Raw genomic sequence first — 26045 nt, forward strand, 5'->3', positions numbered from 1 at the left:
GTTTATTCGTCGATTTCTTTTACAAAATTTCCTTTATGATCAAAGATTATATCCTTTTTATAAATTTCGACTTCAAAATATACTTTTCCGTTAGGTTCAGTGATTTTGGAGAAGTCTCTAATTTTTTTACGACGGTAATTAACCTTAACGTATGGTAAAATGCTATCAGGTAATTCGTCTTCAGAGATTTGAGTTTCGGTTTGAAGTAAATTTCCAGAACTATCTATTAAGGCTGATTGTTCCTTATTATCGATAATAAATGAAACTTCGTAATTTTCCTTTTCTTTTTCCCATTTCAGATTTTTTGCATCTGGGAATTTAATTATAGCAGTCGATTTTACAATTCCAGGAACATCTTTTATGTCTAAATCCTGTGCTATTGCAAAAGCCGAAATTAGTAGTGCAAATAGCGTTAGTACTGAGGTTTTCATATTTTTTTGTTTTTAGATTGATGAATATCTAGGGCAAAATTAGTCGTGGAATCTGTAGGAAGTTTGAATTTTTAGAATTTAACGGTAAAACTGTGTAAATTATTTTCGAATGCATAATCTATTTTCCAACGGCTTATCTCGGTAATTTTTTTTATAATTGCCATTCCTAGTCCGTTACCTTGCGAAGAAGGATTAGATTTAGAAAAGCGATTGAATAATTTATCTACAACCAATGGGGTTTCCTGACCTGTATTTAAAAACGTTATAGAATCGCCAGTAATTATAATACTGATTTCACCATTTTTTATATTGTGTCTAATTGCGTTAAGAAACAAATTATTAATAAGTACTTCAGTTAGCGATGGATTTCCTTCAATTTTTAGTTTTTCGGTATATTCGATAACAATGTTGAGGTTTTTGGCTTTAGCTTGTTCTGTAAAAAAATCAAGATGTTTTTTTAAATACTCATTTATAACGATGGGTTGTTTGTCGAGATAATTTCCGTTTTCAATTTTAGATAATAACAAAAGATTTTTATTTAGACGATTAAGTCTGGAAACATCTTTGTTTAGAGAACTTAAAACCCTTGATTGTTCTTCGGTTACGTCAAGCTGAAAAAGAGTGTCAATTTTTGTCTGAAAAAGAGCCAAAGGTGTTTGTAACTCATGTGCAGCATTCTCTACAAATTCTCTCTGGTTGTTATAAATATCGATGTTTTTTTCGATAAGACGATTAAGACTTTTATTAAGACGGTTAAATTCCTCTACGTCGGTATCCATAAAATGAGGCGTCTTATTTTTATCTATTTCAAATCCCTGAATTTGGTCTAATGTATCATAAAATGGTTTCCAAAGCTTTCTTGACGAAATTTTAGTGATAATTAATATGCCTAGAAGTAAAATGATAATTACTACCAAAAATAACATGGCGATACTTACAATTAAATCTTCTTTTTCTATTAGGTTAATTCTGCCTACATAAGTATACGGTTTGCCTTTTATTAATATTGGAGTATTTAATTCTCTATAAGGTTCGTTTTCGTCTTCGAGTTCATCAAAGTACACTTTTTCAAAAATAGTGTCTTTAGGAACGATATGATTAGAGAAAATCTGTACGTTTCGGTTGTATTTATTCCATAAAGCGATGTCTTTAGCATCAAATTTAGGCAATTCGTTTTTTAAGAATTCATCTCTGTGTAAAACCAGAGTTTCGTCGGTTTCTTCGATATACAATCGCTCTGTAATGTAGTAAAAAACAGGAACAGATATTAACAGCACAAAAACTGAAAATATCAAAAAAGTGGTCGTTGTTTTATTTAAAAGTTTCTTATTCATTGTCCCATTTATATCCTAAACCATACACCGTTTTTATATAATCGCCACTTCCTGCGTTGTTTAGTTTCTTTTTTAAGTTTTTTATATGAGCATAAACAAAATCATGATTATCAAGCATATCTGCCATATCTCCCGAAAGATGTTCAGCAATAGCACCTTTAGATAATACCTTGGTTTCATTACCAATTAAAAACAGTAACAAGTCAATTTCTTTTTTTGTAATGTCTAGTTTAGTATTGTTTACAGTGACAGTTTTAGAGAGAATATCAATAACAATTTCATTAAAGATAACATTATTGTTTCCCTTAAAGTTTTTACGTCTAATAAGTGCCTGAATTCGAACTAGTAATTCTGATAAATGAAATGGTTTTGTCAAATAATCATCCGCTCCAAGGTTAAAACCTTCAATTCGTGTATCCAATGTTTCTTTGGCAGAAATAATGATAACACCTTCGGTTTTATTTCTTTTTTTTAACTCTTTTAAAATGTCAAATCCATCGCCATCAGGAAGCATCAAGTCTAATAATACACAATCGTAATCATAAGAATTGATTTTATCAAGAGCATCTTTATAAGTTCCAGAGGATTCACAATGAATACCATTGGGCTTAAAGTAGCTTTTAATACTAGCTGCTATTTCTAATTCGTCTTCTATTATCAAAATTTTCATACCGCAATTTACTAATTCAATTTTGAATGAAATCTGAATTTATGAATATGCTTGATTTTTAATAATGAAAACAACTCTGAATTTTAAGAAAATATCGAGTTGGATTTTATTAATTATTTAGAATATATAAAGTATTTATGAGATATAAATCTATTAAAGTTTTAGTTTCAATAAATTCATTTAATATAATTAATTTAGTATTGCATTAAAAGTTTAAGTAATTACTGATAAAAGGTAGTCTGATAGCTTTTTGTGCTAAAAAATATATCTTTAATTTATTTAAAACAAACATAGATTAGAATCCAGAAAAATATATTTTTAGCTAAATAATAATCTATGTTTATTTGTATAAAATGTATTGTTATTTAATATTCTTTTACATCGGCTATTAAAAAAGATTTGCCTGATTGAATCACTTTTATATCTCTTTTATAACTTGTTTTAAAAGTAAGATCTTTAATTATGGTCTCAAATACATAGCCTTTATCTTTGGATATATATAATAATTTGCAGCTAGATACTTTTATTTTTCCATAATCCTGTGTTGGTATAAGAAAACCATTCATACCGACATATTTAGTATCGAATTTATTTTTCCATTTTTTCTTAAATGACTCTTCTGTTAGCCCATTATCATACTCGATATTTATGGCATCACTTTTATACTGAGCATAAGTTTTGGTTGTCATATCACTCATTTCATAAGTATCTTTATTAAAATTAGTTTCAATGGTTTTTATCAACCAATTTTTAGCATTTTCCTGATTTTGATTTTCTGTTTTTTGCTTATTAGCCGCATTATTTATTGTGGCATTTGATGGAGATATTAAGCCTTTATTAGACTGTGCATTCCCATTTTGAATTATTGCTAATGTTGATGCTAAGATGAAAGAAAATTTTAGCGCATTAAATTTGTGCATTATGTAGTTGTTTTTAGATTGTTGTAACGGTTTTATTAAAAAAAGTATTCTTTTTATTATTTATTTTTCTGTAATGTTCTGCAATAGATTCCAAAAAATTCTGAAAGTTAAATTCTCTTCATCTACTGCAAATATTGACTTGAGCGGATTAATATCGAGTCAAAAAAACTAAGTTATAAATTAATAAGACTTTTTGGGATAAAACAAGAATTATATTTCTGTTTAATTAATCAGAAAGAAATAATTATTTAAAGCGAATGTTTTTAGTTGTTATTTTTAAATTTGATACGAACTACGTTCCATTTTTAAAAATGAAACATACTTATTTGAGAAAAATAGGCTAAATGAAAAAGTAAGATTAATTTTAGATTTACAATTTTAATTGTCCCCAACGGATTTACATTTAATAATCAAAAAATCAAAAATTATGAAACATTTCAGTCTATTGTTTGTTGTCTTTTTAGTATCAATGGGGGTGAAAGCCCAGGATGCAAACTCTCTTTCTCTTAACTTATACGGAGGATATACTTTCTCTGATAAGGTATCGTATTATAATACCTCCGGAGATGTAGGAGATGGATTTGAATATGGAGCTGGTTTGGAGTATTTTGTTACAAAGAACGCTTCTATCGAATTAAAATATTTAAGACAAGAGGTTGATTTACCTATATATTATTTAGGAAATCAAATTAATGCTGGTGATGATAAAAGTTCTTTTAACTTTATTATTGGTGAAGGAACTTATTATTTCGACACTGGTTCTTCTAATGTTTCCCCTTATTTAGGAGGAGGTCTTGGAGTTGGTATCGTTAACATACCGCGAAATGGTAGTGATACTAATTTTGCATGGGATATTAAAGCTGGTGTAAAACTAAGAACAAGTTCATTGTTATCAGTAAACCTAAATGCCTACTTACAATCTATGAGTGCTGCCGTAGGAAATAGTTATTATTGGACGTATTATTTTGGACCAGTAGGTGTAACTGATTATGTAGCTACTTATCAGTTCGGGTTAGGAGCTGTATTTAGCTTTAACTTCAAATAAGGAACTTTACTTTTATAAGATAAGTCAAAAGCATCCATGATTGGATGCTTTTTTTGTTTATAGATTAGACTTAACCGCAAAGTGAGCAAAGATTTACGCTAAGCTCGCAAAGTTTCTCAGTACCTTAGAACCTTAGTTTCTTAGAACCTTATAAAGAATGAGCCTTATAAAGAAAGAACCTTTAAATTTAATTACACTTTACTATCTTTGGCTATCATAATTATTTATATCTAAAAACGGTTTTGAAAAATACTCTTCTGTTTCTTTTCTTTATTATTGTATGCTATCCTGCTTATGCAGGAAACAAAGCCGATTCGGTGTTTGTAAAATTAAATTTAGCATTAAAGAACAAGCAGAAATATGTTGAGTTAAAAGAAGAGCGAATAGCTAATTTCAAAAAGATAAAATCGACTGATTTAACCGATTATCAAGAGTATAATTATAACAAAAGTTTATATAAAGAGTACCAGAAATTCAACTCAGATTCGGCTATTTTTTATGTAAAAAAGAATCTTAAGATTGCCAGCGAACTACACAAAAAAGATTTAGAAGAAACGGCTCAATTGCAATTAGCAAATTTATATTCCTCTTCGGGAAGATATCGCGAGTCTGAAGAAATCTTAAAAAGTATAAACAAAAAGCAATTATCACCACAATTACTTCCGGATTACTATGAAGGATATCGAGAGTTTTTCTCGCATTATTCGACCAATAGTTATAACCCGATGTATGTAGAACAGGTTGTAAAGTATCGCGATTCGTTATTAGCAATACTAGATCCACAATCGCTGAAATACAAAATCAATCTGGCAGAAAAGAATATTTCTGAAGGAAAAATTGATAGTACAGAGAAAGATTTGATAAAATTATTGCAAGAAACAAATGATGACAATCCGCAATATGCCATGATTGCTTATCTTTTGGGAAGCATCAATAAAAAGAAAGAGAATCTAGAATTAAAGAAAATATACTACGCAATTTCTGCTACTGCAGATTTAAAAAACTCTATAAAAGACAACGCTTCTATACAAGAATTGGCATTGGTTTATTATGAATTAGGCGATGTAGATACCGCTTATAAATTAACAAGATCAGCTATCGAAGATGCTATTTTTTGTAATGTACAATTTCGAACCTTACAAATGTCCGAAGTATATTCGATTATCAATACTGCCTATTTAGAGAAAGAAGCCAAAAGCAAAAACCAATTGCAATTGTATCTTTTATTTATAAGTCTGCTTTCTATTTTTCTTGTTGTGGCAGTTATCTATGTTTACAAACAGATGAAAAGAGTTTCCAGAATTAAAGAAGAACTTTCTAAAACAAGCGAAGAACTGGTTAAACTAAACGCAGATATTAGTAAAACGAATAACCAACTACAAGAAAGAAACGCTCAATTATCTGAATCTAATCATATTAAAGAAGAATATATTGCACATTTTTTTAGCCTTTGTTCTACTTACATTAATAAATTAGAGAACTATCGTATTACCTTAAACAAGAAGGCTACCGCCAAACAGTTTGATGAGTTGTATAAAATTTTAAAATCAACCACTTTGGTCGATAATGAACTCGAGGAGTTATACAAAAACTTTGATACTATCTTTTTAAATCTATATCCCACTTTCGTGAAAGACTTTAATTCTTTGCTTATAAAGGAAGAACAGATTGTACTTAAACAAGGTGAATTATTAAATACCGAACTACGAATTTTTGCATTAATACGTTTAGGAATTAATGATAGTGTAAAAATTGCTGCCTTCCTACGCTACTCTTTAAGCACGATTTATAATTACCGAACAAGAGCAAGAAATAAGGCTGCTGTTTCTCGTAATGAATTCGAAGAAATGGTTATGAAAATCGGTCTAATTGCGATTAAAACACAATAATTCATTTCAAATTCACTACTTTTTTTGCTGGGTTTTAATTATTAATCTTTTGATTAATAATAACTTATATTTTTAAGGAACTACTTTTGCATAATAAGACTTCTGATGTATACTATAACGTTTTAGTTTTACAATATTAATTATAGGAATCTTATTTAAGATTAACTAGAATTTAAGTTTAGTCTTTATATTAAAATAAATAAGTAGTTATGTTTAGAAACATTAAAGCAGTTGTTGTTTTGCTTTTATTAGGTTCATTCGGAATGAATGCACAAAATAAAGTGCCAGTTTATCTAGATGATAAAAAGCCAATTCAGGAACGTGTAGAAGATGCGCTTGCAAGAATGACCGTTGAAGAAAAAGTAGCAATGGTTCATGCACAATCAAAATTTAGTTCGCCTGGAGTAGCACGTTTAGGAATTCCTGATTTCTGGATGACCGATGGACCTCATGGTATTCGTCCAGAAGTTTTATGGGATGAATGGGATCAAGCAGGATGGACAAACGATTCTTGTATTGCATTTCCTGCGCTTACAGCTCTTGCTGCAACATGGAACAAAGAAATGTCTGCATTATACGGAAAATCAATAGGAGAGGAAGCACGTTACCGCAACAAAACAGTTTTGTTAGGACCAGGAGTAAATATTTACAGATCTCCTCTTAATGGACGTAACTTTGAATACATGGGCGAAGACCCGTTCTTGGCTTCAAAAATGGTTGTACCTTACATAAAAGGAGTTCAGCAAAACGGAGTTGCAGCTTGTGTAAAACATTTTGCATTAAACAATCAGGAAACAAATCGCCATACAGTAAACGTAAATGTTGATGATCGTGCTTTGTACGAAATCTATTTGCCAGCATTTAAAGCAGCAGTTCAAGAAGGTGATGCTTGGACAATTATGGGATCTTATAATAAATACAAAGGTCAACCTAACTGTCATAATGAGTATTTGCTAAACGATATTCTTAGAGGAGAATGGGGCTTTAAAGGAGCTGTAGTTGCCGATTGGGGAGGAGTTAGCGATACACGTCAGGCAATTACAAATGGTTTGGACATGGAATTCGGAACTTGGACAAATGGTTTATCTGCAGGAACAAGTAATGCTTATGATAACTATTATTTGGCAAAACCATACCTTAATTTAATCAAATCTGGACAAGTAGGAACTAAAGAATTAGATCAAAAAGTACGTAACATACTTAGATTAGCTTTCCTTACTACAATGGATAGAAACAAACCTTATGGATCTTTTGGTACTGAAGAGCACGGTCTTGCAGGTCGTAAAATTGCCGAAGAAGGAATTGTTTTATTGCAAAACAAAAACAATATATTGCCAATAAACCTTAACAAAACTAAGAAAATTGCAGTTATTGGAGAGAATGCTATTAAGATGATGACAGTAGGTGGTGGAAGTTCATCACTTAAAGCAAAATATGAAATTTCTCCATTAGATGGTTTAAAGAAAAGAGTTGGAACTCAAGCTGAAGTTATTTATGCTCGTGGATATGTAGGCGATGCCGAAAGTAGTTATAACGGAGTTGCTTCTGGACAAGATTTATCAGAAAAACGTTCGGCAGAACAATTATTAGCAGAAGCTATAGATGTAGCTAAAAAAGCCGATATTGTATTGTTTATTGGTGGATTAAACAAAAGTAATCATCAAGACGCAGAAGGTGTAGATCGTTTATCTTTAGATCTTCCGTATAACCAAGATAAAATTGTAACCGAGTTACTTAAAGCAAATAAAAACCTTGTGTTTGTAAATATTTCAGGAAACGCAGTAGCAATGCCATGGGTAAATGAAGTACCAGGAATTGTACAAGGATGGTTTTTAGGTTCTGAAACAGGAAATGCTTTAGCATCAATTTTAGTTGGAGATACTAATCCATCTGGAAAATTACCATTTACTTTCCCAGTAAAATTAAAAGATAATGGAGCGCACGCTTTAGGAGAATTTCCTGGAGGACCAGAAGTTACTTATAACGAAAGCATTTTTGTAGGATATCGTTGGGCAGACAAACAAAAGGTAAAACCACTTTTCAGCTTTGGTCACGGATTGAGTTATACTACTTTTCAATACGGAAATGTTACCGCTAGCGCGAAAGAAATAACGGCTGCCGATAAAATTACATTTACTGTAAAAGTGAAAAATACTGGAACTAAAGATGGTTCAGAAACAGTTCAGTTATACATAAGTGATTTAAAATCTTCTTTACCACGTCCTATCAAAGAATTGAAAGGATTTGAGAAAGTAAGCTTAAAAGCTGGAGAAGAAAAAATAGTTTCAATTACAGTAGATAAAGCAGCTTTAAGCTTTTTCGACCCTGTTAAACATGACTGGGTTGCAGAACCTGGTGATTTTGAAGCATTAATTGGAGCTTCTTCTACAGATATTAAAACGAAAGTGAAATTTAAATTAAAATAGTTCACTAAAGATGCTTTTGAAGCTTAATAGTTAGGGCTTCAATGGTTGGTTAGTTAGTTTGCATGATCCCGATTACTTTATGTAATCGGGATTTTTTTATGTCTAAATTCACTAAGTCTGTTTCATATTTTAAAATGCAACACAGTTCGCAAGTTTAAATAGGATAGGTTAAAAAGTAAAATTAATTTTAAGGTTTGAGAATTTAATTATAAAACGTAACTTGTAAGAAAATTTTTAATTTGTTTTGGTTGACTCCAAAATTTATTTAATAATTGATGTTTCGAGAATATTTATTAATTACAAAGTATATAATTTTGCTTTGTATTAAATTCCAAAACGTATGAAAAACTTTACTATTGCCTTTTTTACAATTTGTCTATTTATAGGATGTAAAAAAGAGGAAAAAAAAGAAAACAAAGCAAAAGAAACAGTTGCTGTTGCTGACGATAATACTATTATTGAAGCAGCCGAAGCAGCCTATTTATATGGCTTACCATTAGTTATAATGGATCTTACCCGCAGACAATCAACCAATACAGAACTACCCACTAGTACAGGAGCACCGATGAACCAGTTTAGCCATAAATCAGTATTTCCTGATGCATCTCTTAAAAGTGGTTTATATCCTAATGCCGACACGTATTCATCATCGGCTTGGATAGATTTGCGCAAAGAACCTTTGGTGCTTTCAGTTCCAGATACATACGGGAGATATTATCAACTTTCGATGGAGGATGCTTACACAAATATTTTTTCGTCATTGGGCAAAAGAACTACAGGAACAAATGCAGCAAATTATTTAATTACAGGTCCAAAATCTAATGAACCAGTTCCAATAGGAATGCAGGAAATTAAATCACCGACCAATATGGTTCGCATTATTAGCAAAATCCAGATGAATAGTTATGCCGACGGGCTAAAGGTTTACAAACTACAACGCCAATACAAGCTTATACCTTTAAGCAGTTGGGCTACAGATTATATTGTACCAATGGGAAAAATTGATTCATCGGTACCAAAAGGAGCACCAAATGAAATTGTTTCGAAATTTCCTATCGGAGAGTTTTTTAATTATGTAAACCAGTTAATGGCTAATAACCCACCAAAAGATATAGATGCCGAAACAATAAAAAGATTTGCTATTATAGGAATTAAACCCGGAGCCAAATTCAATTTAAGTTCTTTTAATAGTTCAGTACAAGCTGCATTAAGAGGAATTCCAGACAAAATACTCGGCGAACTTAATAAAGCTGTAACTACGCCTCCAAAATTAGAAAATGGATGGAGTGTTATAGATACAAAAATAGGCGCATTTGGAACCGATTATAAGCGTAGAGCAGAGGTTTCATATTCAGGATTAGAAATTACGCTTCCACAAGATTTAATTTATTCTTTTTCTGCAATTGATGAGGAAGGCGAAAAACTCAATGGTGCTAATAAATACACCATTCATTTTAACAAAGATCAAATTCCGCCAACAAATGCTTTCTGGTCATTAACAGCTTATGATGCTAAAGGAGCATTTGCAACTGGTAATCCTATGAATCGCTTTACGATAGGAAATCGTGATCAGTTAATTAGGAATGCAGATGGTTCAATAGATATCTATTTTCAGAGATCCTATCCAGGCAAAATAAGAGAAAGTAATTGGCTGCCAGTATCATCAGGAGATTTTAATATCGTATTACGCGTATATTCTCCAAACGAACAAATGCTAAAAGGAAATTGGGAAATACCAGCAATTAAAAAAATAGTACCAATTGCACCAGCAGTTGAAACAGTAGCAATGATAGAATAAATTAGTTTTTACGAACAAAACAATAATTTTATATGTATCAATACTTTAGCAAGAAAAATTACTTTACTAAAGCTGCAATAATATTGTTGGTTATGTTCATGCAAAATAATGTGATTGCTCAAAACGAAAAAGCTATTTGCGAACCCAAAACATTCTTTGATTTATTTGCAAAGAAAGATACACTTAAGGCTCCAAAGCCTGCTAAAAACAGTTTTTTTATAATCCTTCCAGTAATTGGCTCACAGCCAGCTACTGGATTTGTGTTTGGGGGAGTTGCCCAATATACATTTAAAGGTAAAGAGGCACAGGATAAGTATTCGGTTGTGAATTTAGGAGTAACCTATACCACAAAAAAACAATTACTTATTAATGCAAAAAATAGTGTTTTATTAAAAGAGAATAAAATATATCTAAGCGGGGATTATAGATTATACCTATTTTCTCAACCCAATTACGGATTAGGAACGTCAATTATTCCTGGTAATAATCAAGATCCTGATTTTGATATTGATGCAATAGCGCAACCAATGGATTACAATTATTTTAAATTCCATCAGGCAATGTCATGGGAAGTAAAAAAGAATTTTTATGTAGGTGCAGGAATCGATATTGATTGGTATGCCGCAATAAAAGATAAAGATTTAGATGTTGCCAATGAACAATATACTTATCACTATAATTATAATCTAAAAAATGGTTTTGATGATTTAGAATATTTTGTAAATGGTTTTAGTTTAAATCTTGTGTATGATTCCAGAGATAATCAGGTTAATGCAACGCATGGAATATTTGCTAATTTAAATTATCGAATGAATCCTGATTTATTCAATAATCAGCGAAATAGTACAGTTTTATATACAGAGTACAGACAATTTATCCCATTAAGTAAAACAAATGAACGCTATGTTTTGGCCTTTTGGACATATGGTCAATTTGTAACAAGCGGAAAAGTTCCATACCTAAATTTACCCGCAATAGGTTGGGATCAGCGTAACCGAAGTGGGGAAGGATATACACAAGGATTATTCAGAGGATCTAACTTAGTGTATTTATCAACCGAGTTTAGGTTCCCTCTTTCCTGCAACCAAATGTTTAGTGGAACTGTATTTACAAATTTTACAACAGCAAGTAATTCAGAGACTAATGAAAAGCTTTTTCAATACGTACAACCAGCTGTAGGCATTGGTTTACGCATTTTGATAGATAAAGCAACCCGCACAAACCTTATCGTCGATTATGCTTGGGGACGAAAATCAAAAGGATTTTATCTTAATGCAGGAGAAACGTTTTAATTGATAATTGACAATTAATAGTTGACAATTGATAATTTAGGATTGCCTGCGCTAGTGCGAGCGTCCCGCTCGTACCCATTAAGAAATAATCTAAATTTGATTGTGTTCACGAGCGGGACGCTCGCGCTAGCTTTGGAAAGAAAGGAGCACGGCAACTTCCACAAAGCATTTCCCTCAAAACCTTAGCAACTTAGTATCTTAGAATCTTAGTATCTTAGAAAAAACCTTAGTACCTCAGAGCCTTTGTAACTTTGAACCTAAGAAAAAAAAACTACTTTATCTTCACAGGAATTGGTCCGCCACTAGAAACATAACCACCACCAACTTTATCAATATTTACATCGACCTTATTGTTAACATTCACGTTTAAATTTGGAGCGCAGGATTTAATATTTACATCAATAGTTCCATTTGCATTTACAGGAACTAATCCATAATTTTTGGTAGATAGTACATTAAGATTATCATTTTTCTCAACAGCATAAGCTTTAGGAATTAGGTCTACATTTTGTAAAGTTAAAATAGTCAGACATACAGCAATTACAGTTAAAATGAATTTAGTATAAAAATCAGTTTTCATAATTTTAAGGTTTAATTGATTTAGTGATACTAAGATATTCTATTTTCTGGTTGAAAGAAATTATTTTATATCAATCAATTTATTCTTGTTAGGCAGGATAATCCTTTAACTCAGAAAGAGTTTGTAGCTTTGCATAAACTCATTAAACTAACAAAATTTACAATGCATACTAAACTACTTGAACTTGTGGAGACTATTATTACCATCGACAAATCAGATGAGATATTGGTCGAAAGTTTTTTTGAGTCTATAAGTTGCAGTAAAGGTGAAATCTTAGAAAAAGAGAACAAGGTTGCTCAATATCTATATTTTATTAATTCAGGTTTTATCAGAGTTTTTTATAACCAAAATGGAGATCAGGTTACGACACATATTAATTGTCCTTCAGGGTTTATTACTTCCTTTAATAGTTTTGTAACAGGAATTACAGCATTAGATAATATTGAATGTATTACTGCATGCGAAGTGCTACGAATTACCAAAAAAGATTTCGATATATTATGTCATAAAAGCCAAAATTGGGCAGATTTTGCCAGAATCATTTATGAAAAATCTTTGGTTTACAATGAGCAAAGAACCAATGACATTATTGCTTTATCGGCAGAACAGCGGTATCTAAAAATACTAAAAGATTATCCTGCTATGATACAGAATGTTCCACTACAATATATAGCGTCGTTTATAGGGATAAAACCAGAGAGTTTAAGCCGTATTAGGAAGCAAATAATTTCCTAACATACATCAAGTAGAATACTTTGATTATCACTGAATTTTGTATCAGATAATAATTAAAGATATGAAAACAGTAAAAAATAAAACAGCACTTATTACCGGAGCGTCATCTGGAATCGGCGAAGCATTTGCTTATGAATTAGCAAAACAAGGAGCAAATCTTATATTAACAGCTCGATCTGAAGATAAATTACAAACTCTAGCCAGTAAAATCTCAAAAGAATACAATGTAAAAGTATCCGTATTTACTGGAGACCTTTTGCAAAAAGATACACCGCAGAATTTATACAATCAGATTAAAAAAGCGGGTTTATCGGTCGATTTATTGGTAAACAATGCAGGATTTGGTAAATGGGTAAATTTTCTTGACGAAAGCACGAAAGGTTACGATGAAATGATTGAGATCAACATTAATGCACTTGTAAAATTATGCCATCTTGTATTACCAGAAATGCTGCAAAAAGGAGATTGCGGAATCATAAATGTAGCTTCGACAGGAGCATTACAACCCTGTCCGTACGTGGCAACATATTGCGCGAGTAAATCATTTGTATTAGATTTTTCAGAAGCATTATATGGTGAATATTCTAAAAGAGGAGTTACGATTACAGCACTTTGCCCTGGGAATACCACTACAGGTTTTCAATCGGTCGCAAAAGCAAATACAAAAGGGATGACAGCAGATACTCCAGAAACAGTTGCGAAACAAGGAATTTCGGCATTGCTAAAAGACAAAAGTTTCAAAATAGTTGGAACAGCCAACTACTTACAATCCTTTTTACCAAGGTTATTACCTAGAAAAACAGTAATTAATATTGTTAGCAAAATGATGAATGCTAAAGTAAATGGATAAATAAAAAACGTAAGTCTAATTAATTCTTAAATATAAATTCCACAAATTCTCACTAATTTATTCGTGTTAATCTGTGGAATTCGTGTTTGTTATCATAGTTTAGTTTTATCTCTTTTTCTAATAAAATTATTTAGCAGCGGCAGCATTTTTTTCTTCGAGTGCTTTTTTCTCCGCAGCTCTTTTTGCAGCTTTACCTTTTCCTATTGGCAATGCAGCAGTTAAATAAATAGAGCGATTATATTGGTTAGGTCCATCACCTTTCATTACAGGAACTAAGCCATAATAATATTGCAGCCCTACATTTATGCCATTACCAGCTGTTATACGATATCCTAAACCAAGAGCAACACCAGCATCTATAACTCGTATTTGATCTTTAATATCGTTTTTGTAAATTACATTTTCACCGTCAATTTTGTTTCTAAACCTATCAAAAGCTTTGCTTAGTAATCCAAATTGAGGCCCAGCTTTGACATAAATATTATTGTCGAATTTATATTTAAGTAAAATAGGTACATTAAAATAACGAATTTCTCTATCAACATATCCACCAGAAAAAGTATTGTCTAAGGTTTCGTTTTCTAGAGAATAAACAGGTAAACCATGCGCTCCCATTGGAGATTTTACAATAACTCCTGTATTCACCATCCAATTTAAACTTTTTTTCAAATGAATATCAAAGTAAAAACCAAGGTTAAATCCTATGTTCGAGCCAGTCGTTTCCTGATTAGAAATGGTTGATAAATTGACACCACCTTCCAGACCAAATTCAAGAAAAGGAGAGTTGAGTTTGTCACCAAAGACCATAGAAATTAAAACTTGAGAATAGGAGGTAGATACGAAAAAGAATGTGAGAAGTAATAGTATATTTTTTTTCATAAAATCTTTGTTGAAGTTTAAAATAGTACTGAGCATCACTTGATTAACGAAGATACAAAATAAAGTTTTTCTCTCGTTAATTTATTTCTTTAACATTTCATTTAAATCACTATATAAAATTAATTATGACATCCTTAACGTACTTTAGTTAGCAAAATTCTTTAATTTAACAAAAGTTAAAAATTAAGATTGCTATGGAAAACTCAAGACTCAAATCCTTTATACCTCTTTTTTACCTTGTTTGGTCAGATGATCTTTTAACCCAAAAAGAGTTTATTACGCTGCAAGAATTTATTCGTTCTCAAAACTGGCTCACCAAAGAAGAGCAAGAAGAATTACTTTCTAAAATAGACATTTCTGTACCACCATCAAGAGAACAGCTTACTAGTTGGAAGCTTGAAATCGAGAAAAGTATTCAGGAAAAAAAGTCAGTTAAATCTATATACGATATTGTTGTTGCCCTTTCGGGAGATGATAAAAGTCTTACAGAGCTTGAACCTGTTTTTGCAAAACTGGAAAATGATCTTGGTGTTTTTGGACAGGAAGCCATTGGAACTTTCAAAAAAACGGCAACTTCGCTTACTTCAAATTATAAAACCGAAAGTAGTTTTGACACCAAAATATTAACTGAGATTTTAGACGGAGAAGAAGCCGCAATTATAAAAAGAGTAAAATCGGTTATTAGTAAGCCTGAATTTGCTTACGAAACCTCTACAGATATTAATGTATATCGTGTAAAAGTATTTGAATGGTGTAAAATCCTCGCCAAAGAAAATTTTGGAAACATGGCGTATCCAAAGCAATATGGCGGAGGAGATAATATAGCCGATTATTTTGCGATTATGGAAACATTAAGTTACCACGATTTAAGTTTAGTGATAAAATTTGGTGTGCAATTCGGACTTTGGGGAATGAGTGTGCAATCTTTAGGGACTGAAAAACATTACAGTAAATATTTAAAAGATATCGGTTCTCTTAAATTACCGGGTTGTTTTGCCATGACCGAAACACATCACGGTTCGAATGTTAAAGGGCTTGAAACAACGGCTACTTATAATCACGAGAATCAAACATTTACCATTCATACTCCGAATAAAAATGCACAAAAGGAATACATAGGTAATGCAGCGGTACATGGACAAATGGCGACCGTATTTGCAAAGCTAATCATCAATGATGTTGATTATGGTGTAAACGCATTTGTTGTGCCTTTAAGAGATACAAATGGCGTAAATATAAAAGGTGTTACTATTGGTGATTGCGGTCATAAAATGGGATTAAATGGAGTGGATAACGGAACAATTAGTTTTGATAATGTGGTTATTCCAAAAGAAAATATGCTGGACAGGTTTGCTTCTGTAAATGATAAAGGAGAATTTGAGAGTCCGATTCCGAGTGATAACCGACGTTTCTTTACGATGCTAGGAACATTAGTTGGCGGGCGTATCGGGATTCCGCGTTCGGCTTTGGCTGCAGCCAAATCAGGACTCGCAATAACAATTAGATATAGTGATCAACGCAGACAATTTGGACCAGAAGGAGGTTCGGAAGTTCCGATTTTAAACTACCGCATGCATCAACGCCGACTGATTCCACAACTAGCAAAAACCTATGCAGTACATTTTGCTTTGCAATACTTGACAAATCGTTTCCTGAATAAGAAAGAATCCGAAATGCAGGAAATCGAGGCACTAGCAGCTGGAATGAAATCATACTCGACTTGGAGCACAAGAGATATTTTGCAAGAATGCCGTGAAGCTTGCGGAGGAAAAGGATATTTGTCTGAAAATAGAATCGATGCTTTAAAAAATGATACCGAAATTTATACCACTTTCGAAGGTGATAATACGGTATTGATGCAATTAGTAGCCAAAAATCGCTTATCAGAATTCAGGAAATCATTTGGAGAAATGGGAGCAGTAGGAATCATAAATTATGTTTATGAAAATGCTAAAACTGCTATTTCTGAAAAAAATCCTATTGCAACACGTAAAACAGAAGATGCTCATTTGCTTGACAATGAATTTCATTTATTAGCTTTTCAGCACAGAGAGAAAACAACTTTGGCATCTGCTGCAAAGCGAATAAAAAAACTTATCGATAGCGGACTCGAGCCTTACGATGCATTTAATGTAGTACAACACCAAATGATAGATGTTGCTCAAGCCTACTTAGAACGAATCGTTTTAGAGCAGTTTCAAATTGCTATAGAAACAGTTAAAGATGTAAACGTTAAAGAGATTCTATCGAAATTATGTCATTTATATGCGCTTGCTCAAATCGAGAAAAACAAAGGTTGGTATCTAGAAGATGGCTATATGGAAGCTGTAAAAACAAAAGCAATCCGTAAAATGGTTAATCAGCTTTGTTGGGATATAAGACCTGATGCTGTTGCTTTGGTAAATGCATTTGATATTCCGGAAAGTTGTCTTGCTGCGCCAATAATAGAGTAATTATTAATTGTTAGTTGTTAATTATTGATTATAGCTGTGTATAATAACACCTATATTTTTTTTCAATCTTGTCACCTTGAGTGGAGTCGAAGGGCTGCAATATATTTCACAAAGACTTACAAATATCGTAGACACTTAGTGAACACATGCAATGTAGAGACGCACCGCAGTGCGCCTCCGCAATATATTCCACAAACAGAATCCTAAAACCAAATCAAAGAAAAAATATACATGAAAAAATAACGCAACGCACAGGATAGTATTATGGAATATATTATGTTAGACGCACTGCGGTGCGTCTCTACAGACGTGGCGTGTGAATAATGGCGAACAAAAAAATAAACCATTAGGAGATTAAAATATAGACTTAACTTTTCTTAATCTCTTAATGGTTTAAAAAAACAAATGTTTTAAGTAATCTTACGCCGTTTCTTTTAGCTTTTTTATAATCTCCATATAACGGTTTTCAAAAACAGTTTGTTCAACAGGAACTACAACAGCTTGAAATAAACGCATTAAATCATCGGCATGATTTGCTACTTTTTTTGATTGAAAACTGTAATGAATAAATTTAATCCAAAGCACTGCTTTCAGTTCCGTTTCGTCTTCGTTCCACATTTTCATTTCCACCAATAATACATTATCAGTATATTGAATTAATTGAGAATCGATAACAACGGTTTCCATTGTAAATGCAGGTCTCATGTAGCTTATTTGGTTTGATGCAACCACCCAGCTTAAAGCCGAAGTTTTCATGAGTTTAAATATATCCAAACCGTAATATTCTGCCAATTGATCCTCACGGGCATTAATGAAATATTCTAGGTATTTTGAGTTATTCAAATGATTGAATGGGTCACAATCCTGAAATCTGATTTTTCTTTTTGTCTTTAATACTTTTTCCATTTTTTGTTAAATTACACTACATACCAATTGGTATATAGGGAGTTAAATTTTTTTTACTTTTTAATAGTTTCTATTATTATGTCATCAATACAATCCATTGCATTGTTTATGTAGGTTTCGTCATTATGGGTAAATGATAAAAGGGAACTTCCTTCGATAAGAGATAAAATTATCTGAGCATATTTTTTTACGTCAATATCAGGTTTGATTTCATCCAACTCAATTCCTTCTTTTAGGATTTCAGTTAATCCGCTAATAAATGTTTGTGATAGTTTCTCTGCTGCCTTAAATAATAATGGGTTAACAAATTTTGTATCAATACCAACTCTTAGCATAGGGCAGCCTCCTCTGTCTTTTACCAGATCATAATAACTACGATGATAATTGGTTATTGTGTGCAATTTATTAATACTTCCTTCTTTGGTCGCAATTAGTTTAAATAATGGTATTATGGCTACACTTACATTAAGTTGAAAAGCTTTTAGAGCCAAATCTTCTTTATTTGCAAAATTACAATAAATAGCTCCTTTTGTTAGTCCGGTTGCATTAGTAATATCCGATAAACTCGTACCAATATATCCCTGTTTGTTAAAAATAGGAGCAACTTTATCTAGTATAAATTCCGAAGTATTCATGGGGCTGATTGATTTTCGAATAAATTATAGAGCAAAAATAATAAATAAATACCAATCGGTATGTGAGAAATTATTTTTTTTAATAAAAGTTTTAGAAATATTATTTTCCGAAGTTTCTCTGTGGGAAATATTGTCAAAAAAGAAACGCAGATGACACGGATTTGCTAAAGCAAAGAGGCGGACAAAAACAGATTTTTAAAACCTTTGTAACCTTTTCAGTTAATCTTTTTGCCACAGATTAAAATACAAACTTGTCTTTTCGACGAAGGAGAAATCTCCACAGGAAACTCCGCAACGAGAGCCTTAACTTTGTAGAGTTACTCACGAAGATTTCTCCTTCGTCGAAAAGACAAAATTGAGGAAAAACTTAGCGGGCTTTGCGTAAACCCTTGCGACCTTTGCGGTTAAATTGTCGTAAACTTTGCGGTTAAATTCTCATTACATTTTACTAACCAACATACCCAATGTTTGTATTGATTGTCGTAGTTCATTACTCCATGGCAATCCGAAACTTAATCGCATGCAGTTACAAAACTGATCCTGAAAAGTAAAGATACGCCCAGGTGCGATGCTAATATTATGACTCATGGCTATTTGGTAAAATACTGCGGTATCGATTTTTTTATCCAATTCTAACCAAAGAAAAAAGCCTCCTTGTGGCTGACTCACTTTGGTTCCTGCTGGAAAAGATTCCAGAATGGTATTGATGTAATTAATACTGTTGTGATGTAAAATTTGACGTATTTTACGTAGGTGATTTTCATAGCGACCATTTTTAAGAAAATCGGCAACAACTTCGTGTGTTATAGTCGTAGAAGATACAGTGTGATAAAGCTTGGTGCGTAAGATTTCTTTTTTAAATTTTCCAGGTGAAACCCAACCTACACGATAACCAGGAGCTAGAGATTTAGATACAGAGTTGCAGCAAAGCACGATACCACTTTCGTCATAGGTTTTACAATTAGTAGGTCTGCTTGTTCCAAAATACATGTCCCCATAAATATCATCTTCTATAAGTGGTACATTGTAATGCTCCATTAACCGAACCACTTCTTTTTTATGCTCTACAGGCATCATGCTTCCCGATGGATTACTAAAGTTGCTCATTAACAAACAAAGCGTAATTTTTTTGGTTGCAAGCGCTTTTTTTAGCGCATCGAGTTCTATTCCTGTGGTCATGTTGGTCGGCAATTCCATTATGTATAGACCCAATGATTTTGCCAGTTGTAAAATTCCAAAATATACAGGACTTTCCGTGATTATAGTATCACCAGGTTTTGTTAGAGTCATTAAACAATGCGATATTGCTCCTATGCAACCCGATGTTGTAATAACATCGTCTTCGGTTAATGTACCACCCCAAGTAAAGGACCATCTGGCAATTTCTTTTCTAAGGTTTAGATTTCCTTGCATTTCATCATAGCAAGTCCCGCTATTAGGAGACTGACGCATAGCTTGTATCATTCCTTTGTTTAATTTGGTAATAGGAAGAAGCTCATTAGATGGAAAACCGAGAGAAAGCATGGTTACATTTTTATCCATCATGCTACCATAAACAAGATCTATTAAATCCTCTCGTTCAATATTAGCACAACTTGTTATTGGTCTACTAGGTGTAGGTTCAGCAATTATTCTTGCCGAAACATTACTTACATAATAACCAGATTGTGGTCTGGATTCTATAAGGGAACGACTCTCCATTTCGTAATATGCTTTACTTACAGTGCTCATACTGTATCCCGTTTCGGCACATACTTCTCGTATCGATGGCAGTTTATCGCCTACATTAAAAAGACCTGATTTTATCTGTCTTTCAATACGATCGGCAAATTGCAAATATAAATAGTTGGTATTTTTCATTATTAAAAACGATAACTGTTGCGCTGCAATTTAATAAAACTGTATCTGTATTGCTATTTTATTTTCTAGAAATTTGCTGTATTACAAAATGTAAACAAAAACTCCGATGAAAAGCACAAAATATTACTTGGCAGCTATTACAGCATATACAATTTGGGGCTTTTTTAGTCTGGTATTAAAACCAATACATTCTTATGCTTCTCTAGACATTTTGTTCTATCGTGTTTTTAGCTGTAGTATATTATTGTTACTAATAACTTTTGTTTTTAAACGCAAAAGAGTAAAAGATGCAATTGAAACTTTTAAAGCATTATCACTTGAGAAAAAACGTAAAACCATTTTGTTAAACATTGGCGGAAGTATCTTTTTAACAGCTAATTGGTTTACTTTTATTTATGTAATGAATCATGTGAGCGTGAAGGCAACATCGCTTGCGTATTTGGTTTGCCCGATATTGACAACATTATTGGCTTATTTTATTTTACATGAAAAACTTTCTAAAACCCAATGGATATCGGTAGGGTTAAGCGTTACAGGTTGTTTGCTTTTATCGTATGCTAATATTATGGATATGGTTTTTAGTATCGTAATAGGTTTAACTTATGCAAGTTATTTGGTTAGTCAGCGTGTGAATGTGGGGTTTGATAAATTTATCGTGCTTACTTTTCATATCACTTTATCAGCTTTGTTTTTATTGCCGTTTTTCCCTGCATACAGCGGACCAGTTCCGACTGAATTTAAGTTTTACTTATGTATCGAAATAATAGCTTTGGGCTTTACAATTTTTCCATTATTACTAAATTTATTTGCACTTACTGGTCTTAACTCATCTACAGTAGGAATGTTGCTGAATATTAATCCTATGATTGCTTTTGGGTTGGCAACTTTTGTATATCATGAAGAAAGCGGACCATTGCAAATTTTATCATACGGAATCATTTTTATTTCGGTACTTGTTTTTAATTCGCATCATCTTTTTAAAAACAAACAAAAAGAGATTCCAATGACAAAGTGTAGCTGATTTACAAAACGATTAATTTCATTTTAGATAATAATTTGTCAATACTCCAATTATAATATGGAATTGTCGCCAATAGTAAGGACGCAGCACTTGCAGTAAATACTGAATAATTAAAAGGCGCTCTGTATCCTGCAAAAATAAGCATGCTTAAAGCAAAAGATAAGGTTAAGGCAAAGCTGCCATAGGCGGATAATCGGGTCTTAAAACCAATAATTAATAATACACCAAATAGTACTTCTGCCAGCGTTGCAATTATTCCCATAACGTTGGCGATGTCATGGTTGAGATAAGGCATTAACGAATTGGTATAATCAACAAAATTAGTCCAGTTTCCCCAACCTACGTTTGGTTCTCCCGGAGCTCCAAGCATTCCTAAACGATCCATTACGGGTAATATAAAACCAATTCCTAAAGCCAATCTTAAGAATATTTGTGCAAATTGTTGTGTGTTTTTCATTTGTTTTATTTTTCTATAATCATTGTAATTCCTTGTCCACCGGCTGCGCAAATAGATATAAAACCTCTTCCAGAACCTTTCTCGTTAAGTAGTTTTGCCATTACACCAATTATCCTTCCGCCAGTAGCTGCAAAAGGATGTGCAGCCGCCAGACTGCTTCCTTTTACGTTAAGCTTATTTCTGTCGATTGTACCAAGAGGTTTTTTTAATCCTAACTCTTTGCTTAGTTCAGGACTTTCCCAAATTTTTAATGTTGCCAAAACTTGGGCTGCAAAAGCTTCGTGAATTTCATAATAATCAAAATCTTGTAGTGTAATTCCAGCTTTATCGAGCATTCTGCTTGCAGCAAATAACGGAGCTAATAAAAGATTCTGTTGATTTTTTACATATTCAATAGCAGCAACTTCAGCAAAAGTGATATAGGCAAGAATAGGTAGTCCTTGTTCTTTTGCCCATTCTTCACTTGCCAAAAGTATGCAAGATGCACCATCGGTAAGAGGAGTAGAGTTACCAGCCGTAAGAGTTCCATTTACTTTATCAAAAGCAGGAGGGAGCTTAGCTAGTTTTTCGATTGTACTATCTCTTCTTAAATTATTGTCTTTTTCGAGTCCTTGAAAAGGAGTTATCATATCATCAAAGAAACCTTCATCGTAAGCTTTTGCCATGTTTAAATGACTTTTGAGAGCTAGATTATCTTGATCTTCTCTAGATATTTTATAATATTTGGCTGTAATTTCGGTATGTCCGCCCATAGAAAGTCCTGTTTGGGATTCTTCGTTTCTAGGAACTAAAGGTGTAAAATCTTTTGGACGAAGTTTAAAAAACTGCTTTATTTTACCTCCTAATGATTTTTCTTGTCGAGCATTAAGCAATATTTTTCTCAAATTCTCGCTTACTGCCATTGGTATATCGCTAATAGAGTCAACACCGCCAGCAATTCCAGATTCAATTTGTCCGAGCGCTATTTTATTGGCGATATAAATGGCACTTTCTATCCCAGTATCACATGCTTGTTGCAAATCGCAAGCAGGAGTAGCAGGGTCAAGAGTCGTTTTCATCACACATTCTCTTATAAGATTACTGTCATAGGTATGTTTGATAACCGCGCCGCCAGCAACTTCACCAAGTAGTTTTCCTTTTAGTTTATGCTTTTCTATAAGTCCGTTAAGGGCTGCAATCATCATATCTTGATTTCCTACTTTTGCGTAAGCGGTATTTGCTCTTGCAAAAGGAATTCTGTTGTACCCTACAATAGCTACTTTTCTTATTTTATCGTGATTATTCATATTCAGAATTTTATTAGATGAAAATCTTAAAGCAGAAGTTTACTTTAGGGTTTTAAATTTAATGAATTAGATTTAAATGCATTGACTTATCTATAAAATAATAAGTCTCCAGCTTTAATTTAAAAACTGAAGACTTATTTATATGATTTTAGCTAAATTTTTTAGATACAATTCCCGTCAGGAGTGCAAGACTGACCATCGATGATATCCAATTTTGTAGCAGGATTATCTTTTCTCCATTCAGCAAATGATTTTTCTAATGTTTGCAAGAATGTTTCAGGAGCTTGTGCGCCATTAATAGCATATTTACGATTAAAGACGAAAAACGGAACTCCATTTATCCCAATTTCTTGAGCTTCCTGAATATCACCTTTTACTTTATCTGCATATTGATTATCAGTTAAAGATTGTTTTACATCTTCGGGAGTTAAATCAATATCTTTTCCTAATTCTTCTAGAACTTTTGGATCTCCAAAGTTTTTTCCTTCGGTAAAATAAGCATAAAACAAACGTTCTTCGGCTTGATCACCTAATCCTTTTGTTTTTGCTAATTGAATCATTCGGTGTGCGTTGAAAGAGTTTGCTACAACTGCATTATCAAAGTTATATTCTAATCCTGCATTTTTTGCAGTTTGAACAACTCCTTGGTGCATTCTTACTGAATCTTCGTAACTAATCCCTTTTCTGTTAGCAAGATATTCGTAAACATTTTCTTTTTTATCAAATTGTTCTGGAATGTTTGGATCAAGCTGAAAACTTTTCCAAACAATCTCGATGTCTTTATTATCTGCAAATTTGTCAAGAGCTGTTTCATAATTTCGTTTTCCAATGTAGCAAAACGGACACATAATGTCGCTCCAAACTTCTACTTTCATTTTAGGTGTTCCTATTATTTCCATGGTATTTTATTTTAATATTTTGTGTTAGGTTTAACCGCAAAGAGCGCAATGATTTACGTAAAGTTCGCAAAGTTTTATAATCTGTAGGTTAAAAAAGTTTTACCATTAAGGTATTAAGTTTCATTAAGGATAAAGTCTAATTTTTAATGTTTAAATTTAACCGCAAAGGTCACAAAGGTTTACGCAAAGGTCACAAAGTTAAAAGCAGTAATAAAAAAATCTAACCATTAAGGTCTCAAAGTTTTTAAAATCCGTTTTTATCAGCGTCTTTGCTTTAGCAAATCCGTGCCATCCGTGTTCCTTTATAGACAATACAAGAAATCCATTTAATCTTTTAATCCGTGGCAAAAAAAATTAGCCGCTAAGACATCAAGGATTAAGCTTAATTTTTCTTTATTTCTTAATGGTGAAAAATCATTTAATCTATGGTTAAATAAGATTTCTATACTCAACTTCTTAGTTCCTTAGAACCTTAGTCTCTCAGTATCTCAAAAAAGATAAAAGCTGATTACTTAAATGGGTGAAAGTAATCAGCTTTCTTAAGAAACGTGTACAGGTTTCTATAATTATTCAATAACCAATTGACCTAATGCTTCTTTGCTAAAGCCTTTTAGTTCGTCGGTTTTTCCTGTTTTAATTTTAGCAACCCAATTAGGGTCAGAAAGTAATGGTCTTCCAACGGCTACAAGGTCAAAATCTCCTCTGTCCATACGTCTTGTTAATTCATCTAAAGATGTTGGTTGAGAGCTTTCGCCTGCAAATGCACCAAAGAAATCACTAGAAAGACCTACAGAACCTACAGTAATTGTTGGCATACCTGTAATTTTTTTGGCCCATCCAGCAAAGTTTAAGTCGCTACCTTCGAATTCTGGTTCCCAAAAACGACGTTGTGAACAGTGTAAAATATCTACACCAGCATCTACTAAAGGAGCAAGCCAAGCTTCCATCTCTAGTGCGTTTTTAGCTAACTTATAAGTGTAATCTGCTGGTTTAAATTGTGAAAGTCTGATGATAATTGCAAAATCTTCACCAACTTGTTTTCTAACTTCTTTAATTACTTCTACTGCAAAACGAGTACGTTCGGCAAGAGTTTTTCCACCGTAAACGTCAGTTCTTTGGTTTGTAGCATCCCAGAAAAACTGGTCGATAAGGTAATCATGAGCACCGTGAATTTCGACACAGTCAAAACCTAATCTTTTAGCATCTGCGGCAGCCTGACCATAAGCAAGAATTGTATCTTCGATATCTTTTGTAGTCATGGTATTACCATTACTAAAACCCGGACGGTTTAATCCTGATGGCCCTTCAAAAGGTACTGGCGGAACCCAACCTGAGTGGTGATTATCCATGATACCCATATGCCAAATTTGTGGCCCCATTTTCCCGCCAACGGTATGAACACCATCAATTACTTTTTTCCATCCTGTAAGTGCTTCCTCACCATGAAAGTGAGGTACATTAGCATCATTAGATGATGAAGGTCTGTTTATAACAGTTCCTTCAGATAAAATTAAACCTACTTCGCCTTCAGCTCTTTTTTGGTAATATTTTGCTACATCATCTGTAGGTATTCCGTTAGGAGAAAATGAACGCGTCATAGGCGCCATTACGATTCTATTTTTAAGGTCTAGCGTCTTTAATTTAAAAGGCGCAAATAAACTAGCTGTACTCATATTCAA

22 protein-coding genes are annotated in these 26045 nt (G+C 32.7%); 9 read left to right on the top strand and 13 right to left on the bottom strand.

The genetic code is table 11. The annotated features are described in order from the left end of the window. Nucleotides 1-2: 2 nt before the first annotated feature. The 4 genes from IW20_RS12635 to IW20_RS12650 all read right to left on the bottom strand — a co-directional run bounded on the left by IW20_RS12635 (nt 3) and on the right by IW20_RS12650 (nt 3355). On the bottom strand, nt 3-431 hold the full coding sequence (locus IW20_RS12635) for a PepSY-like domain-containing protein (RefSeq protein WP_051885735.1): 429 nt from the start codon (nt 429-431) through the stop codon (nt 3-5). A 71-nt stretch (nt 432-502) separates the two neighbouring features. Further along, entirely contained in the window at nt 503-1765 is a 1263-nt protein-coding gene (locus IW20_RS12640; protein ID WP_035622780.1) for a sensor histidine kinase, read from the bottom strand. After that, a complete protein-coding gene (locus IW20_RS12645; RefSeq protein ID WP_035622782.1) occupies nt 1758-2435 on the bottom strand; it encodes a response regulator transcription factor in 678 nt (225 codons plus the stop codon). Before IW20_RS12645 ends, IW20_RS12640 begins: the two co-directional genes overlap by 8 nt. A gap of 365 nt (nt 2436-2800) precedes the next feature. Continuing rightward, nucleotides 2801-3355 (bottom strand): hypothetical protein, encoded by a 555-nt coding sequence (locus IW20_RS12650; RefSeq protein WP_051885738.1) that lies wholly within the window; start codon nt 3353-3355, stop codon nt 2801-2803. A 427-nt stretch (nt 3356-3782) separates the two neighbouring features. On the opposite strand from IW20_RS12650, the gene IW20_RS12655 reads away from it, so the two are divergent. From IW20_RS12655 to IW20_RS12675, 5 genes are all read left to right on the top strand, one after another. Continuing rightward, nucleotides 3783-4400 (top strand): outer membrane beta-barrel protein, encoded by a 618-nt coding sequence (locus tag IW20_RS12655; RefSeq protein WP_035622785.1) that lies wholly within the window; start codon nt 3783-3785, stop codon nt 4398-4400. A 242-nt stretch (nt 4401-4642) separates the two neighbouring features. Further along, complete coding sequence (locus IW20_RS12660) at nt 4643-6289, top strand: DUF6377 domain-containing protein (protein WP_051885741.1); 1647 nt, start codon at nt 4643-4645, stop codon at nt 6287-6289. Nucleotides 6290-6498: 209 nt separating this feature from the next. After that, on the top strand, nt 6499-8715 hold the full coding sequence (locus IW20_RS12665; RefSeq protein WP_035622788.1) for a glycoside hydrolase family 3 C-terminal domain-containing protein: 2217 nt from the start codon (nt 6499-6501) through the stop codon (nt 8713-8715). A gap of 340 nt (nt 8716-9055) precedes the next feature. Then, the gene (locus tag IW20_RS12670) at nt 9056-10513 is read left to right on the top strand and encodes a DUF1254 domain-containing protein (protein WP_051885742.1); all 1458 of its coding nucleotides are present in this window, start codon (nt 9056-9058) and stop codon (nt 10511-10513) included. Between the two features lie 32 nt (nt 10514-10545). Continuing rightward, nucleotides 10546-11805, top strand: coding sequence for a BamA/TamA family outer membrane protein (locus tag IW20_RS12675; protein ID WP_035622790.1), 1260 nt, complete (start codon nt 10546-10548; stop codon nt 11803-11805). A gap of 271 nt (nt 11806-12076) precedes the next feature. Here IW20_RS12675 and IW20_RS12680 read toward each other — a convergent pair whose 3' ends face one another. Then, complete coding sequence (locus IW20_RS12680) at nt 12077-12385, bottom strand: hypothetical protein (RefSeq protein ID WP_035622793.1); 309 nt, start codon at nt 12383-12385, stop codon at nt 12077-12079. A gap of 162 nt (nt 12386-12547) precedes the next feature. Between IW20_RS12680 and IW20_RS12685 the strand changes: the two genes are divergently transcribed. Next, nucleotides 12548-13120: a Crp/Fnr family transcriptional regulator gene (locus IW20_RS12685; RefSeq protein ID WP_035622795.1), complete on the top strand. Its 573-nt coding sequence runs from the start codon at nt 12548-12550 to the stop codon at nt 13118-13120. 61 nt (nt 13121-13181) lie between these two features. Then, entirely contained in the window at nt 13182-13970 is a 789-nt protein-coding gene (locus IW20_RS12690) for an SDR family NAD(P)-dependent oxidoreductase (RefSeq protein WP_035622797.1), read from the top strand. 126 nt (nt 13971-14096) lie between these two features. Here the strand turns inward: IW20_RS12690 and IW20_RS12695 are convergent, their stop codons facing one another. After that, nucleotides 14097-14849 carry a porin family protein gene (locus tag IW20_RS12695; RefSeq protein WP_035622876.1) on the bottom strand — a complete coding sequence of 251 codons (753 nt, stop codon included), beginning with the start codon at nt 14847-14849 and terminating at the stop codon, nt 14097-14099. A gap of 194 nt (nt 14850-15043) precedes the next feature. Between IW20_RS12695 and IW20_RS12700 the strand changes: the two genes are divergently transcribed. Next, the gene (locus tag IW20_RS12700) at nt 15044-17302 is read left to right on the top strand and encodes an acyl-CoA dehydrogenase family protein (protein ID WP_035622798.1); all 2259 of its coding nucleotides are present in this window, start codon (nt 15044-15046) and stop codon (nt 17300-17302) included. Between the two features lie 420 nt (nt 17303-17722). On the opposite strand, the gene IW20_RS12705 is transcribed toward IW20_RS12700, so the two are convergent. The 3 genes from IW20_RS12705 to IW20_RS12715 form a co-directional block, all read right to left on the bottom strand. Beyond that, entirely contained in the window at nt 17723-18208 is a 486-nt protein-coding gene (locus tag IW20_RS12705; RefSeq protein ID WP_035622800.1) for an acyl-CoA thioesterase, read from the bottom strand. Between the two features lie 53 nt (nt 18209-18261). Next, nucleotides 18262-18843 carry a TetR/AcrR family transcriptional regulator gene (locus IW20_RS12710; protein ID WP_035622802.1) on the bottom strand — a complete coding sequence of 194 codons (582 nt, stop codon included), beginning with the start codon at nt 18841-18843 and terminating at the stop codon, nt 18262-18264. Between the two features lie 438 nt (nt 18844-19281). Then, a complete protein-coding gene (locus IW20_RS12715; RefSeq protein ID WP_035622805.1) occupies nt 19282-20703 on the bottom strand; it encodes an aminotransferase-like domain-containing protein in 1422 nt (473 codons plus the stop codon). A 106-nt stretch (nt 20704-20809) separates the two neighbouring features. Between IW20_RS12715 and IW20_RS12720 the strand changes: the two genes are divergently transcribed. After that, nucleotides 20810-21724: an EamA family transporter gene (locus tag IW20_RS12720; protein ID WP_035622807.1), complete on the top strand. Its 915-nt coding sequence runs from the start codon at nt 20810-20812 to the stop codon at nt 21722-21724. Between the two features lies 1 nt (nt 21725). Here IW20_RS12720 and IW20_RS12725 read toward each other — a convergent pair whose 3' ends face one another. The 4 genes from IW20_RS12725 to IW20_RS12740 form a co-directional block, all read right to left on the bottom strand. After that, nucleotides 21726-22181 (bottom strand): DoxX family protein, encoded by a 456-nt coding sequence (locus tag IW20_RS12725; protein WP_035622810.1) that lies wholly within the window; start codon nt 22179-22181, stop codon nt 21726-21728. A gap of 5 nt (nt 22182-22186) precedes the next feature. After that, complete coding sequence (locus IW20_RS12730; protein ID WP_035622813.1) at nt 22187-23467, bottom strand: acetyl-CoA C-acetyltransferase; 1281 nt, start codon at nt 23465-23467, stop codon at nt 22187-22189. 161 nt (nt 23468-23628) lie between these two features. After that, complete coding sequence (locus IW20_RS12735; protein ID WP_051885743.1) at nt 23629-24366, bottom strand: DsbA family oxidoreductase; 738 nt, start codon at nt 24364-24366, stop codon at nt 23629-23631. A 566-nt stretch (nt 24367-24932) separates the two neighbouring features. Further along, on the bottom strand, nt 24933-26039 hold the full coding sequence (locus IW20_RS12740; RefSeq protein ID WP_035622881.1) for an NADH:flavin oxidoreductase: 1107 nt from the start codon (nt 26037-26039) through the stop codon (nt 24933-24935). Nucleotides 26040-26045: the final 6 nt, after the last annotated feature.

It is taken from the genome of Flavobacterium hydatis (assembly GCF_000737695.1).
GTDB lineage: Bacteria > Bacteroidota > Bacteroidia > Flavobacteriales > Flavobacteriaceae > Flavobacterium > Flavobacterium hydatis.

Coding starts and splice junctions, on each gene's coding strand:
- IW20_RS12635 (WP_051885735.1), bottom strand. CDS start 431: ATGAAAACCTCAGTACTAACGCTATTTGCACTACTAATTTCGGCTTTT.
- IW20_RS12640 (WP_035622780.1), bottom strand. CDS start 1,765: ATGAATAAGAAACTTTTAAATAAAACAACGACCACTTTTTTGATATTT.
- IW20_RS12645 (WP_035622782.1), bottom strand. CDS start 2,435: ATGAAAATTTTGATAATAGAAGACGAATTAGAAATAGCAGCTAGTATT.
- IW20_RS12650 (WP_051885738.1), bottom strand. CDS start 3,355: ATGCACAAATTTAATGCGCTAAAATTTTCTTTCATCTTAGCATCAACA.
- IW20_RS12655 (WP_035622785.1), top strand. CDS start 3,783: ATGAAACATTTCAGTCTATTGTTTGTTGTCTTTTTAGTATCAATGGGG.
- IW20_RS12665 (WP_035622788.1), top strand. CDS start 6,499: ATGTTTAGAAACATTAAAGCAGTTGTTGTTTTGCTTTTATTAGGTTCA.
- IW20_RS12670 (WP_051885742.1), top strand. CDS start 9,056: ATGAAAAACTTTACTATTGCCTTTTTTACAATTTGTCTATTTATAGGA.
- IW20_RS12675 (WP_035622790.1), top strand. CDS start 10,546: ATGTATCAATACTTTAGCAAGAAAAATTACTTTACTAAAGCTGCAATA.
- IW20_RS12680 (WP_035622793.1), bottom strand. CDS start 12,385: ATGAAAACTGATTTTTATACTAAATTCATTTTAACTGTAATTGCTGTA.
- IW20_RS12685 (WP_035622795.1), top strand. CDS start 12,548: ATGCATACTAAACTACTTGAACTTGTGGAGACTATTATTACCATCGAC.
- IW20_RS12690 (WP_035622797.1), top strand. CDS start 13,182: ATGAAAACAGTAAAAAATAAAACAGCACTTATTACCGGAGCGTCATCT.
- IW20_RS12695 (WP_035622876.1), bottom strand. CDS start 14,849: ATGAAAAAAAATATACTATTACTTCTCACATTCTTTTTCGTATCTACC.
- IW20_RS12700 (WP_035622798.1), top strand. CDS start 15,044: ATGGAAAACTCAAGACTCAAATCCTTTATACCTCTTTTTTACCTTGTT.
- IW20_RS12705 (WP_035622800.1), bottom strand. CDS start 18,208: ATGGAAAAAGTATTAAAGACAAAAAGAAAAATCAGATTTCAGGATTGT.
- IW20_RS12710 (WP_035622802.1), bottom strand. CDS start 18,843: ATGAATACTTCGGAATTTATACTAGATAAAGTTGCTCCTATTTTTAAC.
- IW20_RS12715 (WP_035622805.1), bottom strand. CDS start 20,703: ATGAAAAATACCAACTATTTATATTTGCAATTTGCCGATCGTATTGAA.
- IW20_RS12720 (WP_035622807.1), top strand. CDS start 20,810: ATGAAAAGCACAAAATATTACTTGGCAGCTATTACAGCATATACAATT.
- IW20_RS12725 (WP_035622810.1), bottom strand. CDS start 22,181: ATGAAAAACACACAACAATTTGCACAAATATTCTTAAGATTGGCTTTA.
- IW20_RS12730 (WP_035622813.1), bottom strand. CDS start 23,467: ATGAATAATCACGATAAAATAAGAAAAGTAGCTATTGTAGGGTACAAC.
- IW20_RS12735 (WP_051885743.1), bottom strand. CDS start 24,366: ATGGAAATAATAGGAACACCTAAAATGAAAGTAGAAGTTTGGAGCGAC.
- IW20_RS12740 (WP_035622881.1), bottom strand. CDS start 26,039: ATGAGTACAGCTAGTTTATTTGCGCCTTTTAAATTAAAGACGCTAGAC.